Below are 16,049 nucleotides of genomic sequence, written 5' to 3' on the forward strand. Positions count from 1 at the left end.
TTGACATGAAACGCATCCCCATTCTGATGGCCGCCATTGTTGCGGCGCTCGCCCTGACCACCGCCCAGGCCGCGCCGCGGCTCAAGCTGGGCACGCTGGTGCCGGTGGGCACGTCGTATCACAAATCCCTCATGACCATGGCCGAGGCCTGGCGCAAGGATTCCGGCGGCACCGTGCAGTTGAACGTGTATGCCGGCGGCAAACTCGGCGGCGAAGCCGAAATGGTCGGCCTGATGAAGCTCGATTCGCTTCAGGCGGCGTTGCTGACCGCCGTCGGGCTGTCCGAAATCGAGCCGGGCGTTTCGGGGCTCCAGAACATTCCGATGGGTTTCAACAGCCTCGACGAGGTGGATTATGTTGGCGAAAAATTGCGGCCCCTGCTGGAGGAGCGCATGGCGAGGAAGGGCTTCGTGGTGCTGTTCTGGACCGATGCGGGCTGGGTGCGCTTCTTCTCCAACAAACCAGTGACGCATCCCGCCGACCTCAAGAAGTTGAAGCTGTTCACCTGGTCGGGCACGCCGGCGTCGGTGGAGATTTACAAGGCCGCGGGCTTTGATGCTGTGCCGCTGGAGACGGCCGACATCGTGCCGAGTTTGCAGACCGGGCTTATCGATGCCGTGCCCGTGCCGCCGTTTTTTGCGATGGCCAGCCAGATCGACGAACGGGCGCCTTACATGGCCGAGGTGAACTGGGCTCCGATTGTCGGCGCGCTCGTCGTGCGCAAGGAGACCTGGGAGAAAATCCCGGCGGCAGTCCGTGCCAAGCTGCAGGCGGACGCCACCACGGCCGGCCAGGAAATCAAAGCCGCCGGCCGCCGGGAAATGGATGAATCCGTCGCGGCGATGGAGAAGCGCGGCTTGAAAGTGACGAAGATTCCGCCCGCCGTCGAAGCCGAATGGCGGCAGGCGGCCGAAGCGGTGTATCCGAAAATTCGCGGTTCAATCGTGCCCGAGGACATCTTTGACCAGGCGATGAAGTTCATCGCCGAATACCGGGCGCAGAAGAAGTGATTTCCCTCGCGTGAGCCATTCCTCCGCACCGAGCCCGGAAGTTCCCGCCCCGGAACCGGCCAATCTGCCGGCGGGCTGGAAGGTCGTGCGTCAGGGTGAAAACCTGATTGTCGTGGCGGCGCTTGCGGCCATGACGCTGCTGCCCGTGGTGGAGGTGGCGTTGCGGCAATTCTTCAAGACCGGCGTCCCGGCCTCGGCCACGATGGTGCAGCATCTCGTGCTCGCCGTCGGGATGCTCGGCGGCGCGCTGGCGGCGCGGGAAAACCGGCTGCTCTCCCTTTCCGTTGCGACGCACTGGCTCAAGGACGGCTGGCTGACGGCGGCGCGGGTGTTCAGCAATGGCTTTGCGGCCGCCATCAGCGCCCTGCTGACGGCGGCCAGCTGGCAGTTTGTCATGTCGCAGCGCTCGCTCGGGCAGGAGTTTGCCTTTGGCATTCCGCGCTGGGTGGTGCAGTCGCTCATTGTTGTCGGCTTCGCGCTGGTGACCGTGCGGCTGGTGTGGCACGCCGCCGATCGCTGGCGCTGGCGCGCGGTCACGCTGGTTCTCGCGGCGGGCTTCATTGCGGTGGCCCTGGACGCGGGCATTCCGCCGGAAAATCTCCGCTGGCCGGCCATGATTGTGCTGCTGCTGGCGGTGATTTTTGGCGCACCCATTTTTACGGCGCTTGGCGGCATTGCGCTCATCATGCTGTGGTCCGGCGGCGAGCCGGTGGGGCCGATTCCGCTGAAACATTACCAGCTCACGGTCAACGCCACCCTGCCAAGCCTGCCGCTGTTCACGTTGGCGGGTTACTTCCTTGCGGAAGGCGGCGCGGCGAAACGGCTGGTGCGCTTGTTCCAGGCGTGGTTTGGCAGCCTGCGCGGCGGGCCGGCGATTGTGACGACGCTGGTGTGCGCGTTTTTCACTTCGTTCACCGGCGCCTCGGGAGCCACCATTCTGGCGCTGGGCGGCGTGTTGATGCCGGTGCTGGTTTCCGCGCGTTACGCGGAACGTTCTTCGCTTGGCTTGCTGACCGGTGCGGGCTCGCTTGGCATGCTGTTTCCCCCGTGCCTGCCGCCGATTCTCTACGCCATCATCGCCAGCAGCGGCGGCGAGGTGAGCATTGGCATCAAGGAAATCTTTCTCGGCGGCTTCCTGCCCGGGCTGCTGCTCGTGGGGTTGACGGTTCTGTGGGGGCTGCGCATCGGCAAGCGGGCGGGCGATTCCGCGCGCACGCCGTTCGTGGCGCGCGAAGCGTGGGCGGCCACCTGGGCGGCGAAGTGGGAGCTGCTCGTGCCCGTTGTCGCCCTGACGTCGCTGTTCAGCGGTTTTGCGACGCCGGTGGAGGCCGCGGCGCTGACGGCGTTTTACACGTTCGTGGTGAGCGTCGTGATTCAACGCGACCTGCACCTGTTCCGCGACGTGCCGCGTGTGATGACGGAGTGCGGTCTGCTCATTGGCGGCGTGTTGCTGATTCTCGGCGTGGCGCTGGGTTTCACCCATTACCTGATTGACGCGCAAATTCCCGACCAGGCGGTCGCGTGGGCGACGACGACGATTCATTCCAAATGGATTTTCCTGCTGGTGTTGAACGTGGTGCTGCTCGTCATCGGGGGACTGGTGGAGATTTACGCGGCGATCGTCGTGGTGGTGCCGCTGCTGGTGCCCATTGGCGCGGCGTTCGGCATCGACCCGGTGCATCTGGGCATCATTTTTCTCGCCAACATGGAACTCGGCTTCCTGGCGCCGCCGGTGGGGATCAATTTGCTGCTCGCCTCGTATCGCTTCAACAAACCGATGAGCGAGGTGACGCGCGCATCCCTGCCCATGCTGGCCGTGATGGTGATCGGAGTGTTGCTGATCACCTACGTGCCGTGGCTGACGACGTGGCTGCCCGGACTGTTCAAATGACATCCAACTCGGGCGGACCGTATGTCCGCAATTCGGGTCCGCACCGCTGAAGGGAATTTTCCCGGTCGGTGGCGGACTGACCTTTGAAACTTTATGAACCCCACCGAAATTCCCCCGCCGCTGCCCGGCGAAGCGCCGCCCATGGCGGTCCGCCGCATCAACTGGTTCCTGTTTTTCGCCGTGCTGCTCGCGCCGCCGGTTCTCACGTTGCTGACGGCGATGGCCGGGTGGCAGAGCTTCCCGGTCGCGTGCCCGTTCGTTGGCGGCGCGCTGGCGGGCCTGGTCTGCGGCATTCAACTCGCGCGCCGGCTCGGCCAGACGACGAATGCGGTCGTGCTCCTGAGCTTTGCGTTCTTCATCGTGTTCGGCGCGCTGAGTTTTGCGCTGTGCTTCACGGGGTGCCTGCTGGGCAATTACAATTTCAACGTCCACTGACGTGGCCATTCGCGATTCATTGCCCCGGTTGCGGCTGACGGATGAACTGCTGAAGCGCACTACGTCGCGCTGTCCCGTTTGTCACGCGCCCTGTCCGGCGGAAGTCTGGCGCACGGGGTCAATTCCCGCGCGCGTCCTGCTCAAGCGCCTTTGTCCGACGCATGGCGAGGCGAGCGTCTGTCTCGCGTCCGATGCGCGCTTTTACTGGCTGGCCAAGGGCCGGCCGGAGAACGCGTGTTGCTCCGGCGGGGCAGCTTCGCCCGGCACCTGCTGCTCGGCGGACGGTTCGAACGTTGGCACGCTCGGTCGCAATGCCCATCCCGGCGACGCCGTGGGCGTGATGGAAAAATTGTCCACCTGCCTCGCTCTCATCGAAATTGTTCACTCGTGCAACCTTGCCTGCCCGACGTGCTACGCGGATTCGCCGCCCGGCGCCGCCGCGCGGGTGGATGCCGTGCCGTTGGCGGACTTGCAACGGCGCATTCAAGGTGTGATTGACCGCAAAGGCGGCATTGAGATTTTGCAACTGTCCGGCGGTGAACCCACGTTGCACCCGCAATTCTTCGAGCTGCTCCGGTGGCTCCACGCCCAGCCCGGCATTGATTACGTGCTGCTGAACACGAACGGCGTCCGCGTGGCGCACGACGAAGCCTTCGCGCGGGAACTCGCGGCGACATTCCGCCCCGGCCGGTTCCAGCTTTACCTGCAATTCGATGGTCCGCAGGCGGCGGGCCAGGAATTCCTGCGGGGCGCGGATTTGCGGGCGACGCGGGAGCGCTGCCTCGAACGTTGCCGGGAAATGAAACTGCCGGTCACGCTCGCGATGACCGTGACGCCGGAGAATCTGGCGTTCCTGTGGGAGGCGATTGAATTTGGCCTGCGCTGGCCCAACGTGCGCGGCATCAGCTTCCAGCCAATGTTCGGCAGCGGGCGCATGCCCGCGGCCAAGCCGGCGGCGCGTTTGAACACGGCGGACATCATTCTGGCGGCGGTCGCGCAATCGGCCGGCTGTTTGCGGTTTGAAGATTTCACGCCTCTGCCGTGCGGCGACCCGAACTGCGCCACGATCGGTTATTTGTTGAAGCTGGACGGTCAGGTGCGGTCGGTGAGCGACTTCGTTGATTTTGCGAACGTGCAGGATTTTCTGGGCACGAAGGTGCGCTACCGGCTGGAGGACTTGATGAAGTGCGGATGCGAATCCGAGCCGCTGGGCGACCTGCTCAAGCAATTCGAGCTGGACGAGACGCACACGTTCCGGCTGTTCATCAAGCCCTTCATGGACGCGTTGACGTGGGACGAGGATCGCATTGACCGCTGTTGCACGCACGTCATCCGGCCGGACGGAAAGCTGGATTCGTTCTGCCGTTACTACTCCGGATTCGCCGATTGCCGATGAATGTCTCCACTGCCTACGGCTGGCTGATGCTTGCGGGCATCGGCGTCAGCATTGGGCTGTGGACGCGCGTGGCGCGGCGGGATGCGCGGCTCGTGGTAATTTACGTGGCGGCGCTGGCGGGCGCCTTTCTGGGGGCCAAACTGGTCTATCTCGCGGCGGAAGGCTGGCTGCACTGGCACGACGCCAATCGCTGGCTCGTGCTGGCCACTGGCAAAAGCATCACGGGCGCGCTGCTCGGGGGTTACGCGGGCGTCGAAATCGCCAAGCGGCTGGTGGCCCATTCCGGCGCGACGGGCGACTGGTTCGCGGTCATCGCGCCGCTGGGCATCATGCTGGGCCGCGTGGGCTGCCTCTTGCACGGCTGTTGCCTGGGCCGCGTGTGTGCGCCGGCGTGGTATGCCGTGGGGGACACGGCGGGCGTGGCGCGCTGGCCCGCGGCCGCCACGGAATTGCTCTTCAATGCGCTGATGCTGGGAACGGTTCTCTGGCTGCGCCGACGTAGAATTTTCTCCGGCCAGCATTTTCATCTCTACCTGATGGCGTATGGCGCCTTCCGGTTCGCGCACGAATTCTGGCGGGACACGCCGCAAATTTTGGGGCCGTTGACCGGGTATCAAATGGCGGCATTGGCGCTGCTGGCGTTGGGCGCGGTCCGTTTTCTTCAGCGCCGTTCCGCGGCGGTCGCCGGCGGTTCCAGAGCGTCGCCGATTGAAGCCGCGGGCCCGGTGCGCTAGAGTCGCTGCATGAAACGCACGAGGTTCGCAACGACGACGGGCTGGTTGTCCATTTTGCTGGCGGCGGTGCTGCTGGCGGGCTGCACCACGGTCCCGGAAACGGGCCGGCGGCAGTTCAACTTCATGACGCCCAGCGATGAAATGCAGCTGGGCTTTTCCGAGTTCGACAAAATGAAGCAGGAAGTGCCGATCAACCACGATCCTGCCATCAACGCGCTGGTGCAGCGGGTGGGCAAACGCATTGCGGCGGTGGCGCCCCTGCCGAACGCGCAGTGGGAGTTCGTCGTGTTCGAGAGCAAGGAAGCGAACGCCTTCTGCCTGCCGGGCGGCAAGGTCGGCGTTTACACCGGCATCCTGCCCATCACGAAGGATGAAGCGGGCCTCGCGACCGTGCTCGGGCACGAAGTGGCGCATGCGGTGGCGCGGCACGGTGGCGAACGCATCAGCGAAGCGGTCGGGCTCCAGTTGCTCGGCGCGGTGGTGGATGCGTCCACCAGCAAGTCGAAGTATCACGACGCCTTTGTGGCCAGCTACGGTCTGGGCAGCCAGCTCGGGGCGGCTTTGCCCCACAGCCGGCTCCAGGAATCGGAGGCGGACCACATCGGGCTCCTTTACATGTCCCGCGCGGGATACGATCCCGAGGAGGCGGTGAAATTCTGGCAGCGCTTTGCAGCCTTCAACCAGCAGCAGGGCGCGAATACGCCGTGGTTCCTGCGCACGCATCCGCTGGACGAAAAGCGCATCGAACAGTTGAAAGGCTGGATGCCGGAGGCCAAGGCGCAGTTCAAGCCGGCGGCGAATTGAAGCGTCGGTCCGTTCCGTTCTAGCGCTGGCAGACGGCGCAATAAAACGTGCTGCGCGCCGCCTGGACGATGCGCTTGATCGCCGCGGCACAATCGGGGCACGGCTGCCCGGCGCGGTCATACACGCGGAGCCGTTCCGTGTAATAATCCGGCGTTTCAGCGGCCCGGCCGAAATAGAACAGCCGGTCCTTCGCCTGCGTCCCGGCAAAATCCAGCGGGATCGTGCTGCCGCAGTCGATGGCCTCCTGCAACACCGCGCGAATCTGACCGTGCAACGCGGTCACTTCGGCGCGCTTCAAACTGCGCGCCGCACGGCGGGGTGACAGCCGCGCGCGAAACAGGGCTTCACTGGCGTAAATGTTGCCCACGCCGGCCACCAGCGATTGATCGAGCAGCCTCACCTTGATGGCCTGCGTGGAACGCGTCAACGCGGCGGCAAACTCAGGCACGGTAAATTCATCCGACAACGGCTCCGGCCCGAGCGACTCCACCGCGGTTGTGTCGAGCGTGAAGCGGCCGAAGTAACGCGTGTCCTCATACACGAAATGGAGTTTTCCGAGATCCAAAATGACCGCCGCATGCCGGGGCAGGGGCGCGGCGTGCGGTTGCAGAAACATCCGGCCCGTCATCCCGAGGTGCCCCAGACAGGTGAAGGGCTGGCCATTCGGTGGTTGCCAGTCAAACAAAAGGTATTTGCCACGCCGGCGCAAACCGGCAAACCGCGCGCCCGTCAGCCGCTGCGCCAGCGCGCGTGCGCTCGTCGGGCGGATGACCTTGGCGCGACACACTTCGACACCACGCACCGTCTGGCCGCGCAACAGCGGGCGCAGGTGGCGGGCGAGGACTTCCACTTCAGGCAGTTCCGGCACGCGCTGAATTTAATGATTCCACGGCACAATAAAAGCCGCGGCTGGATCCGGTGTTTTTGCTTTGCAGCGCCGGTGGCCCCACTAAGCTCCCGGCCGGTTTTGATATGAGACGAACGAAGATAGTCGCAACCCTGGGCCCGGCCACGGAATCGCCGGAGATGATCCGCAAGCTGGTGGCCGCCGGCATGAACGTGGCGCGCCTGAACATGTCGCACGCGCCGCACGACTGGATCCGCCGCATCGTGCCGGAAATCCGCGCCGCCGCGAAGGAGCAGGGACGGTTTGTCGGCATTCTGCTCGACACGCAGGGTCCGGCCATTCGCACGGGCGACCTGCCGACGAAGCTCGATCTCAAGCCGGGCCAGAAATTCACCTTCACCGTGCGCGGCGAGACGCGCGAGGAACATCATTCGGTGGATGTGAACTACGAGAACTTCGTGAATGACATCAGCGTGGGCGACATCGTGCTCGTGGACAACGGCACGATTCACATGCGCGTGTTGAAGAAGCACGAGAACAAGATCGAATGCGAAGTGCTGACGCCCGGTCAGTTGGGCAGCCGCCGGCACATCAACCTGCCCGGCGTCAAGGTCAGCCTGCCGGCGTTGACGGCCAAGGACCTGGCCGACGTGGCGGTCGGCCTGGAAGTGGGTGTGGACTACATCGCGCTCTCGTTCGTCCGCGAGGCCAAGGACATTTTGCAGTTGCGCGCGGTGATCGGCGACCGGAGCAATCCGCCGCAGATCGTCGCCAAGATCGAAGACCAGGAGGCCGTTCGGAACCTCGACGCGATCGTCAGCGAGGCGGACGCCATCATGGTGGCGCGCGGCGACCTGGGCATCGAATGTCCCTACGAGGAGCTGCCGATCATTCAGCGGCGCATCGTGAAAACCTGCATGCGCGCGGGCAAGCCGTTCATCATCGCGACCCACATGCTCGAAAGCATGATTGAAAACCCGCATCCGACGCGGGCCGAAGTGACCGACGTGGCCAACGCAGTTTACGAGCAGGCGGACGCCATCATGCTCAGCGGCGAAACCACCGTGGGCAAGAATCCGCTCAAGTGCATCGAGGTGCTCGACAAGATCGCCTGCCGCATCGAACGCAGCGGCGGCGCCAATTTTCAGGAGCAGGCCGTGCTTACGACCCCCCGGCAGAAGCTGGTCAAGAGCGCGGTGGTCATGGCCAACGACCTCAAGGCCGAGGCAATTGTCGTCTTCACCTACGCGGGCAACATGGCGCGCTACGCGGCGTGGATGCGGCCACGTCATTCCTCGATTTATGTGGCGTGCGACAGCGAGCACGTGGCCAACGCGCTCGCGCTCAACTGGGGTGTGGTGCCCAAGATCGTGCCGTTCGACCGCATTCAACCCGAGAACACCATCAATGCAGCGCTCAACCTGCTGCGGACGGAAGGAGCCTTGAAAGCGGGCAGCACGGCGGTGGTGATTGGCGCGGTTTCCACCGGCACCGAAATCATCGACGCGGTGCAAATGCGCACCATCGACTAACCGGGTGCGGCGGCGGGTGCGGGAAGCGGCGTTTGCCGTCCTGCATCCAGCAGTTGAATGACCTCTTCGTCGCTCGTCTGGTCAAAGACATCGTAGTAGCAGCCGATGGCCTCCAGGGCGGGATCGTTGATCAAGGTCAGGATCTCGTCGGCGAGCCGGCCCAGGCGGTTGACGGCGTGGGTGGAAGCGACCGGAACCGCGACGACAACGCGCCGGGCCCGTTGGGCGCGCACGGAACGGGCGGCGGCCTCCATGGTGGCACCGGTGGCAAGCCCGTCGTCCACCAACAACACCTGAAACCCGGACAGTGGCGGCCGGCGGTTGATGGCAAACAGGCGTTCCACCCGCGCCAGCCGTTGTTTTTCCTCGGCGATGACCCGGTCCAGCGCCGGACTGCCGGTGGGCGCGGCCGGATCAAGCAGTTGGATGCCGCGTTCCGCGATCGCACCGACGGCGAATTCGCGCTGCACCGGATGGCCGATTTTGCGCACAACCAAAGCATCCAGCGGCCGGGTCAGCGCGCGGGCGACCTCCGCCGCAACCACCACGCCTCCGCGCGGCAAACCGAGCACCATGTCGATGGGCGTTCCGCGTTCCTTCAACCGACGCCCCAACAATGCACCGGCCTCTTTGCGATTGGCAAACCTCACATCGCAACTTCCAGCCGCCGCGTCCCAAATGCAAACGCCCGCGAACCAGGCGGCCCGCGGGCGCGAGAGTGGTCGTCGGTCAACTGGTGACCAGCGTGCCGACTTTTTTGCCGATGACGATGTCGCGCAGGTTGTGCGGCTTGAAGAAATCAAAGACGACGATCGGCATCTTGTTGTCCATGCACAACGAGAACGCCGTGGAATCCATGACCTTCAATCGCTTCACGAGCGCTTCGGTATAGCTGATGTCGGTGAAACGTTTGGCCTTGGGATTCTTCTTCGGGTCGCAGTCGTAAATGCCGTCCACCTTGGTGGCCTTCAAAATGACCTCGGCGCCGATTTCATTTGCGCGCAGGGCGGCGGCGGTGTCGGTGGAGAAATACGGGTTGCCCGTGCCGCCGCCAAAAATCACCACGCGGCCCTTCTCCAGATGGCGCACGGCGCGACGCCGGATGAAGGGCTCGGCCACCTGCGACATGGCGATGGCGCTTTGCACGCGGGTGGGCACGCCGAGTTTTTCGAGCGCGTCCTGGAGCGCGAGCGAATTGATGACGGTGGCCAGCATGCCCATGTAATCGCCGGTGGCGCGTTCGATGCCCTTCTCGCTGCCGGGCAGGCCGCGGAAGATGTTGCCGCCGCCGATGACCACCACCACCTGCACGCCGAGTTCCTTGACCTCCCGAATCTGCGCGGCCATGCCATGCACGGCGTCGGGATCAATGCCGATGCCGGCCTGGCCGCCGAGGGCTTCGCCACTCAGCTTGAGGAGAATTCTGCGGTATTTGGGTGGGGGTGAGTTTTTCATGGTGTGCGCGCGTGTGCCCGGAAGTGGGCGCGCTGTTAATAGCAACCTCGCCGGAGACGGTCAATCCAAGCCGGGACCGGCAGGTTGAAAAGGCGCGGCCGGAGGCGTTGCCGTTCGCCGCCAACGCCGAATTGTCACTTTGGACTTTGAACCCCGCGGGGCGAATCCGTAGGCTGCGCGCGCATGTCGCAAATGCTCAAGTCTTCGGGCGCGATGGCCGTCGCCACGCTGACCAGCCGCCTGCTCGGCATGGTGCGCGAAATGGTTTACAGCTGGTTCATGGGCTCCGGCGAGGTCGCGGGCGCGTTCATGCTGGCGTTCACCATTCCCAACCTCTTCCGCCGGCTGCTGGGCGAGGGCGCGCTGACGGCGGCGTTCATTCCCATTTTCAAGGAGAAGGAGCGCACGGCGGGCGAAGCCGAAATGTGGCGGGCCGCGAACGTGACCATTTCGGCGCTCATCCTCGCGGCCACGGTCATCATTGCGCTGGCGATGATCGGGCTGAGTGTCGCGTTGCACTGGGGCCATTTTTCCGCGGCCACCACGCTCATGCTGCACCTGTTGCGGTGGATGTTTCCCTACATGCTGCTGGTCTGCCTCGCGGCGGTGTTCATGGGCATGCTCAACGCCCGCGGGCATTTTTTCATTCCGGCCATGGGCGCCACGATGTTGAACGTGGTGATGATTTCGGCGGTCGTGTTTCTGGCGCCGCACTTCGGCACGGAACTGCGGGAAAAGGTGTTCGCGCTGGCCATCGGCGTGCTGTTCGCCGGCGTGGCGCAGGCGGGGTTTCAACTGCCCAGCCTGCGGCGGGAAGGCTTTCGCTTCCGGTGGGTTTCGCCATTCGGAGATCCCACTGTGCGTCACGTCATCGAACGCATGATCCCCGGCACCATCGGCATGGCGTCGTATCAGATCAACGTCCTGCTGACGCAAAGTCTCGCCTTTTGGGTGGGGGCGAGCATCGTGGCGTCGTTCCAGTATTCGGTCCGGTTGATGGAACTGCCCCAGGGCCTGTTTGGCATTTCGCTGGCCACATATCTGTTGCCGACGTTGACCGGGCTGGCCGCGGAAAAGAAATATGACGACTTCCGCGCCACGTTGCGGCAGGGCGTGTCGCACCTGTTGTTCCTGAATCTGCTGGCGTCCGTGTTGCTGGTCACATTGTCCGAACCGATCATCCGGGTCATTTACGAACGCGGCCGTTTCGCGGCCGATGGCTCCACCGATGCGGTGGCCTTTGCGCTCGCGTGTCTGGCGCCCGGCCTCGTCATGTTTTCCACGGTGAACGTGCTGGCCCGCGCGTTCTATGCCTTGGGCGACACGCGGACGCCGATGCTGGTCAGCGTGTTTTGCCTCGTGCTGAACCTGGTGTTCACGGTGGTGCTGCTCATTCTGTTCAAACCCGGCTACAAGCAGGGCGGGTTGGGCGTGGCCAACACGTTGAGCGCGCTCTTCAACGCCGGTTTGCTCGCGTATGCCCTGCGACGGAAACTCCGGCGCCTGGGCTGGCATGAACTGCGGCAGGCCTTGAACCCGCTGCTGGCGGCGGGCGTGGTGGCGGGATTGGTGGCCTGGTTTGGCGGTCGGTTTTGGGAAAGCCATCTCGGGCATGGCAACCTCGCATTGAAAATTGGCGCGGTCTTTGCCCCTGCTTCCGTCGCCGCGCTGGCCTACTGGGCCGTGGCTTGGTGGCTGAGGGTGCCCTCCGCGGGCGAAATCGGAAAACTGCTGACCGGCTGGCGGCGCCGGGTGGGTTGAGGTTTGCTCGACGGGCCGCCGCCGGGTGATGGACGGGAGCAATTGCGGGCCGTCCGCGTCGAACGGCCGTTTTCACCGTTCCCGAACCCGCCCGGTTGCCTTGACACAAGGGGCTTCATTGTTATTCTCCGGCGCTCCGCTCGCGGCGGTGGGTCCGGGTCAAACTGACTCTGGGCCGGGTTCGCGGCGGGAATTGATTTTTTGCCAAGCTATGAAACGCCAATACCAACCGTCGAAAATTCGCCGCAAGCGCCAGCATGGTTTCCGCGCGCGCAACAAGACCAAGCGCGGCGCTGCCACCATTGCGCGCCGTCGTCGTGCCGGGCGCAAGCGCCTGACGCCGGTTTGAGGCCATGACGGGCCCGGCTCAGCGCCTGCGCTTTGGGCGCGGGATGCACATCAAGCACGGCCGGGATTTTGCCCGGGTGCGGGAGCAGGGCGGGCGGCTGGCCAGCGGTTGTCTGGTGGCCAACTGGTTGCGGTTGCCGGCGGGGTCCGCCTCGCGGCTGGGCGTGGTGGCCGGCAGCAAAATTGGGGGAGCCGTCCTGCGGAGCCGGGTTAAACGTCTCCTACGCGAATCGTTTCGCCTCCACCAACTTGAACTCGCCGGGCCCGTGGATTTGGTGTTGGTTGCGCGGCCGTCCATTGCGCGCGGGGATTTTGTCACGGTGGAACGGGATTTTTTGGCGGCGTTGCGCAAGGCCGGTTTGCTGAAGGCGCCGGCGGCAAGCGAATGAATCCACTGCAGCACACGCTGATTTTTTTGGGCCGGCTTTATCGCTGGACGTTGTCCCCGTTGAAGACCGCCTTGTTTGGTCCGACGGGGCGTTGCCGTTTTGAACCCAGCTGCTCCGCGTATGCCATCGAGGCGGTGCGGGTCCACGGCGCGCTGGCCGGCAGCTGGCTGGCGTTGAAACGGATCGGGCGCTGTCATCCCTGGGGTGGCTGTGGTCACGATCCTGTACCGCCCCGGCGGCCGGGGGCGACCGCGCCCAAACTGGCCTCGTCGCCGGGCGATTGCGGCTGTTAAAATTCATGGATCGCAAAGCAATCATCGTTGTCAGCGCGTCACTAGGCTTCATCTTGCTGTGGAGCGTGGTCATCGTTCCGAAGTTTCTCACCAAGCCGTTGCCCCCCGGTGCGATTCCCGCGGCCACCGCGAGTTCCAACAACCTTGCCGCAACCGCGGCCACCAATGTGTCCACCGAGCCGGCGCTGGCGGCGTCAACCAACGCCGTGGCGCCTTTTGTGACGCCGGCCGCGCCCGAAACGACCCTTACGCTGACCAACCGCAACGCGCGTTACATCTTCACCTCGCATGGCGGTGGCTTGAAGGAAATCGAGCTGGTGCGGTATCCCGAATTCGTGGCGCGCGGCCAGAGGACGGCCTCCACCAACGTCGCCACGTTGAATCACGGCGCACCGGTGCCGGTCATGGCGTTGCTGGGTGACGCGGCGCTGCAGGGAGACGGCGAGTTTCAGTTGTCCCGGACGGCCAACGGCGTGCGGGCCGAAAAGGCCCTGACCAACGGCCTGGTGGTGGTGAAAGAATTTGTGCCGTCATCCAATTACCTGTTCACGGCCACGGTGCGCGTGGAGAACCGTTCGGCGGCCGACGTGTCGGTGGGCTCGCAGGAATGGGTCATCGGCACGGCATCACCCATGAACCCGCTGGACAAGCAGGCGCTCACGACGGTGGGCCTGATGTGGTCGGATGGCAACAAGGCGCACGACACGCCGAAGTCGTGGTTTGACAACCGCAGCTTCACCGGCTGCCTCACCGGCCATCAGGAACCGCGCACCGAATATCGCGGTGGCGAAAGCAACGTGGTCTGGGTGGCGGCTCACGACCAGTTCTTCGCCATTGTCGCCATCCCGCCGACCAACGCGCCGTCCGTCGTCGCCCACACCGTCAAGCTGCCCAAGCCGCCGGTCGATGATTCGATTCCGGGCAGCGCGTCGCTGCCGGCACCCGAAGGGTTCCAGACGGCCATCAATTACCCCGGCTTCACGGTCAAGGCGGGCGGCACGTTCGAGCGCACGCTGACGTTCTACGCCGGGCCCAAGGAATATCGCCGGCTGGCGGAGATTGCCGCGCAGCAGGGGAACGACCTGGATCACTTGATGGGCTTTGGCTTCTTCGGGTTTGTTTCCAAGGCCCTGCTCCTGGGCATGAACTGGCTGCATGACACGCTCAAGTTCGGTTACGGCCTCGCCATTGTTTTCATCACCATCCTCATCAAAACGGTGTTCTGGCCGCTGACGGCCGCGAGCACGCGCTCGATGAAGCGCATGCAGACCCTGCAACCGCAGATGAAGGCATTGCAGGAAAAATACAAGGACGACCCGGCCAAGATGAACCGGAAGCTGATGGAGTTCATGAAGGAGAACCGCGTCAGCCCGCTCGGCGGCTGTCTGCCGATGTTCCTGCAAATCCCGGTGTTCTTCGGCTTCTTCACGATGATTCGCAGCGCGATCGAGCTGCGCGGCGCGCCTTTCCTGTGGGTGCACGACCTGTCGCAGGCCGACACGTTGTTCTATCTGCCGGGCACGCATTTCCCCTTCAACTTGCTGCCGCTGATCATGGGCGCCACGATGCTCTGGCAGGCGCGGCTCACGCCGCCGTCGCCGGGCATGGACCCCGCCCAGCAAAAGATCATGAAATACATGCCGCTCATGTTCATGGTCTTCCTCTACAATTACTCCGCCGCCCTGACGCTTTACTGGACGACGAACAACCTGCTGACCATTCTGCAGACCAAGCTGACCAAGGCCAAGGCGCCGGCCCCCGCCACGCCGGCCGTTGCCACGCCGGCCAAACGCAGGTAAACCCGGGCCCGTTTTCACACCATGACTGCACAACCCAAAGCCACGCTCGAAAAAGTGCTCGCCCTGCTCGGCTTTCCCGCCGAGATCGAGGAGAAGCAAATCGAGGACGGCCTCCTGCTGGACATCAAAACCGAGGACTCCGGCCGCCTGATCGGCCGCCAGGGCCAGACGCTCGCCGACCTGCAATACATCGTCAACCGGCTCCTGTTCCAACAGGACCAGAACGCGCCGCGCGTGACCGTGGACGTGGGCGGCTACCGCAACCAGGCGCGGGAAGCGCTCATCAAGAAGGCCATGGAGGCGGCGGAGAAAGTGCGCCGGCTGGGCGACATTGTGGAACTGGAGCCGCTCAACTCCTTCGAGCGCCGCATCGTGCACCAGGCCATTAAGGACGACCCGGACATCGAGACGCACAGCGTCGAAGTGGAGGGGACGGACAAGAAGGCCATTTTGTTCCGGCCCAAAAGAAGCTAAGCAGGCGCCGGGGATGAATCCTTGAAGTTGGGGGTCACGTTGGGTGAACAGGGGGGCGGTCAACAGGATTGACATGTTTGGCCGTGATGGAAACGGGGCTTGATGTCCGCGCTTTGCCGTCGGCAACGCTGACCTTCCAGAACAACGGCCTCACGCGTCTGGTCACGACCCGGGCCTACGACGCGCTGAACCGGCTGACGAACATCGTGAGCGCCTCCAACAGCGTGGTGTATGCGGCCTTTGCCTACGGCTACAACGCGGCCAACCAGCGGACGAACGTGATCACGGCGGACGCCTCGCATTGGGTGTATCAGTATGATAAACTGGGCCAGGTGACCTCGGGCAAAAAATACTGGAGCGACGGCACGGCGGTGGCCGGCCAGCAGTTCGACTACGCCTTTGACGACATCGGCAACCGGCAGAGCACGACGCGGGACACGCGCACGGCCAGTTACACGGCCAATCTGCTCAATCAATACAGCAGCCGGACGGTGCCGGGCTATGTGAACGTGCTGGGCGAAGCGACGAACGCGGCCACGGTGACGGTGTGGACACAGGACGGCGGGTTTGCCTGTGAACGGCACGACGCCTACTTCCGGGCCGAGGTGACGGCGAGCAACAGTGCCGCCCCCGAATGGCTCAACCTGACGAACCTGGCCGTGCTGAACAACGGCACCAACGCCGACCTCATCGCCACCAACACCGGGAACCTGTTCGTGGCGCAGACGCCCGAGACGTTCCAGTATGACTTGGACGGCAACCTGACCAACGACGGGCGCTGGCTGCTGACGTGGGACGGCGAGAACCGGCTGGTTAAACTGGAGAGCCAGGCGGCCGCCCCAACGGCCTCCAAGCTGAAACTGGAGTTCGTGTATGACGCG

General features: G+C 64.3%; 17 protein-coding genes. 14 read left to right on the top strand and 3 right to left on the bottom strand.

Annotation, left to right across the window (positions count from 1 at the left end):
- Positions 1 to 5 precede the first annotated feature (5 nt).
- From dctP to VFV96_18550, 6 genes are all read left to right on the top strand, one after another.
- Positions 6 to 1,010, top strand: a complete 1,005-nt coding sequence (gene dctP, locus VFV96_18525; GenBank protein ID HEU5072401.1) for a TRAP transporter substrate-binding protein DctP — start codon at positions 6 to 8, stop codon at positions 1,008 to 1,010.
- 10 nt (positions 1,011 to 1,020) lie between these two features.
- Positions 1,021 to 2,901, top strand: coding sequence for a TRAP transporter large permease subunit (locus tag VFV96_18530; GenBank protein ID HEU5072402.1), 1,881 nt, complete (start codon positions 1,021 to 1,023; stop codon positions 2,899 to 2,901).
- Positions 2,902 to 2,994: 93 nt separating this feature from the next.
- Positions 2,995 to 3,336 (top strand): hypothetical protein, encoded by a 342-nt coding sequence (locus VFV96_18535; GenBank protein ID HEU5072403.1) that lies wholly within the window; start codon positions 2,995 to 2,997, stop codon positions 3,334 to 3,336.
- Between the two features lies 1 nt (position 3,337).
- Positions 3,338 to 4,732 (top strand): radical SAM protein, encoded by a 1,395-nt coding sequence (locus tag VFV96_18540; GenBank protein HEU5072404.1) that lies wholly within the window; start codon positions 3,338 to 3,340, stop codon positions 4,730 to 4,732.
- Positions 4,729 to 5,466, top strand: coding sequence for a prolipoprotein diacylglyceryl transferase family protein (locus tag VFV96_18545; GenBank protein HEU5072405.1), 738 nt, complete (start codon positions 4,729 to 4,731; stop codon positions 5,464 to 5,466). The genes VFV96_18540 and VFV96_18545 overlap by 4 nt, the downstream gene beginning before the upstream one ends.
- A gap of 9 nt (positions 5,467 to 5,475) precedes the next feature.
- Positions 5,476 to 6,270 carry a M48 family metallopeptidase gene (locus VFV96_18550; protein HEU5072406.1) on the top strand — a complete coding sequence of 265 codons (795 nt, stop codon included), beginning with the start codon at positions 5,476 to 5,478 and terminating at the stop codon, positions 6,268 to 6,270.
- Between the two features lie 19 nt (positions 6,271 to 6,289).
- Here VFV96_18550 and mutM read toward each other — a convergent pair whose 3' ends face one another.
- Positions 6,290 to 7,138, bottom strand: a complete 849-nt coding sequence (gene mutM / locus VFV96_18555) for a bifunctional DNA-formamidopyrimidine glycosylase/DNA-(apurinic or apyrimidinic site) lyase (protein ID HEU5072407.1) — start codon at positions 7,136 to 7,138, stop codon at positions 6,290 to 6,292.
- A gap of 104 nt (positions 7,139 to 7,242) precedes the next feature.
- Between mutM and pyk the strand changes: the two genes are divergently transcribed.
- Complete coding sequence (gene pyk, locus VFV96_18560) at positions 7,243 to 8,649, top strand: pyruvate kinase (GenBank protein HEU5072408.1); 1,407 nt, start codon at positions 7,243 to 7,245, stop codon at positions 8,647 to 8,649.
- Here the strand turns inward: pyk and VFV96_18565 are convergent.
- Both VFV96_18565 and pyrH read right to left on the bottom strand, forming a co-directional pair.
- Positions 8,646 to 9,299, bottom strand: coding sequence for a phosphoribosyltransferase family protein (locus tag VFV96_18565; protein ID HEU5072409.1), 654 nt, complete (start codon positions 9,297 to 9,299; stop codon positions 8,646 to 8,648). The two genes, pyk and VFV96_18565, sit on opposite strands and share 4 nt — an antisense overlap.
- Positions 9,300 to 9,378: 79 nt before the next feature.
- A complete protein-coding gene (pyrH, locus tag VFV96_18570) occupies positions 9,379 to 10,104 on the bottom strand; it encodes a UMP kinase (GenBank protein ID HEU5072410.1) in 726 nt (241 codons plus the stop codon).
- Between the two features lie 183 nt (positions 10,105 to 10,287).
- On the opposite strand from pyrH, the gene murJ reads away from it, so the two are divergent.
- The 7 genes from murJ to VFV96_18605 all read left to right on the top strand — a co-directional run.
- On the top strand, positions 10,288 to 11,865 hold the full coding sequence (murJ, locus tag VFV96_18575) for a murein biosynthesis integral membrane protein MurJ (protein ID HEU5072411.1): 1,578 nt from the start codon (positions 10,288 to 10,290) through the stop codon (positions 11,863 to 11,865).
- Between the two features lie 211 nt (positions 11,866 to 12,076).
- Positions 12,077 to 12,214 (top strand): 50S ribosomal protein L34, encoded by a 138-nt coding sequence (rpmH, locus tag VFV96_18580; protein ID HEU5072412.1) that lies wholly within the window; start codon positions 12,077 to 12,079, stop codon positions 12,212 to 12,214.
- Positions 12,215 to 12,218: 4 nt separating this feature from the next.
- The gene (gene rnpA / locus VFV96_18585) at positions 12,219 to 12,602 is read left to right on the top strand and encodes a ribonuclease P protein component (protein ID HEU5072413.1); all 384 of its coding nucleotides are present in this window, start codon (positions 12,219 to 12,221) and stop codon (positions 12,600 to 12,602) included.
- A complete protein-coding gene (gene yidD, locus VFV96_18590) occupies positions 12,599 to 12,895 on the top strand; it encodes a membrane protein insertion efficiency factor YidD (GenBank protein HEU5072414.1) in 297 nt (98 codons plus the stop codon). Before rnpA ends, yidD begins: the two co-directional genes overlap by 4 nt.
- A gap of 5 nt (positions 12,896 to 12,900) precedes the next feature.
- Positions 12,901 to 14,694 (top strand): membrane protein insertase YidC, encoded by a 1,794-nt coding sequence (gene yidC / locus VFV96_18595; GenBank protein HEU5072415.1) that lies wholly within the window; start codon positions 12,901 to 12,903, stop codon positions 14,692 to 14,694.
- Between the two features lie 21 nt (positions 14,695 to 14,715).
- Complete coding sequence (locus tag VFV96_18600; GenBank protein HEU5072416.1) at positions 14,716 to 15,168, top strand: R3H domain-containing nucleic acid-binding protein; 453 nt, start codon at positions 14,716 to 14,718, stop codon at positions 15,166 to 15,168.
- An 86-nt stretch (positions 15,169 to 15,254) separates the two neighbouring features.
- The coding region (locus VFV96_18605; protein HEU5072417.1) for a type IV secretion protein Rhs at positions 15,255 to 16,049 on the top strand (795 nt) is incomplete at its 3' end.

This window comes from Verrucomicrobiia bacterium (assembly GCA_035765895.1).
GTDB lineage: Bacteria > Verrucomicrobiota > Verrucomicrobiia > Limisphaerales > DSYF01 > DSYF01.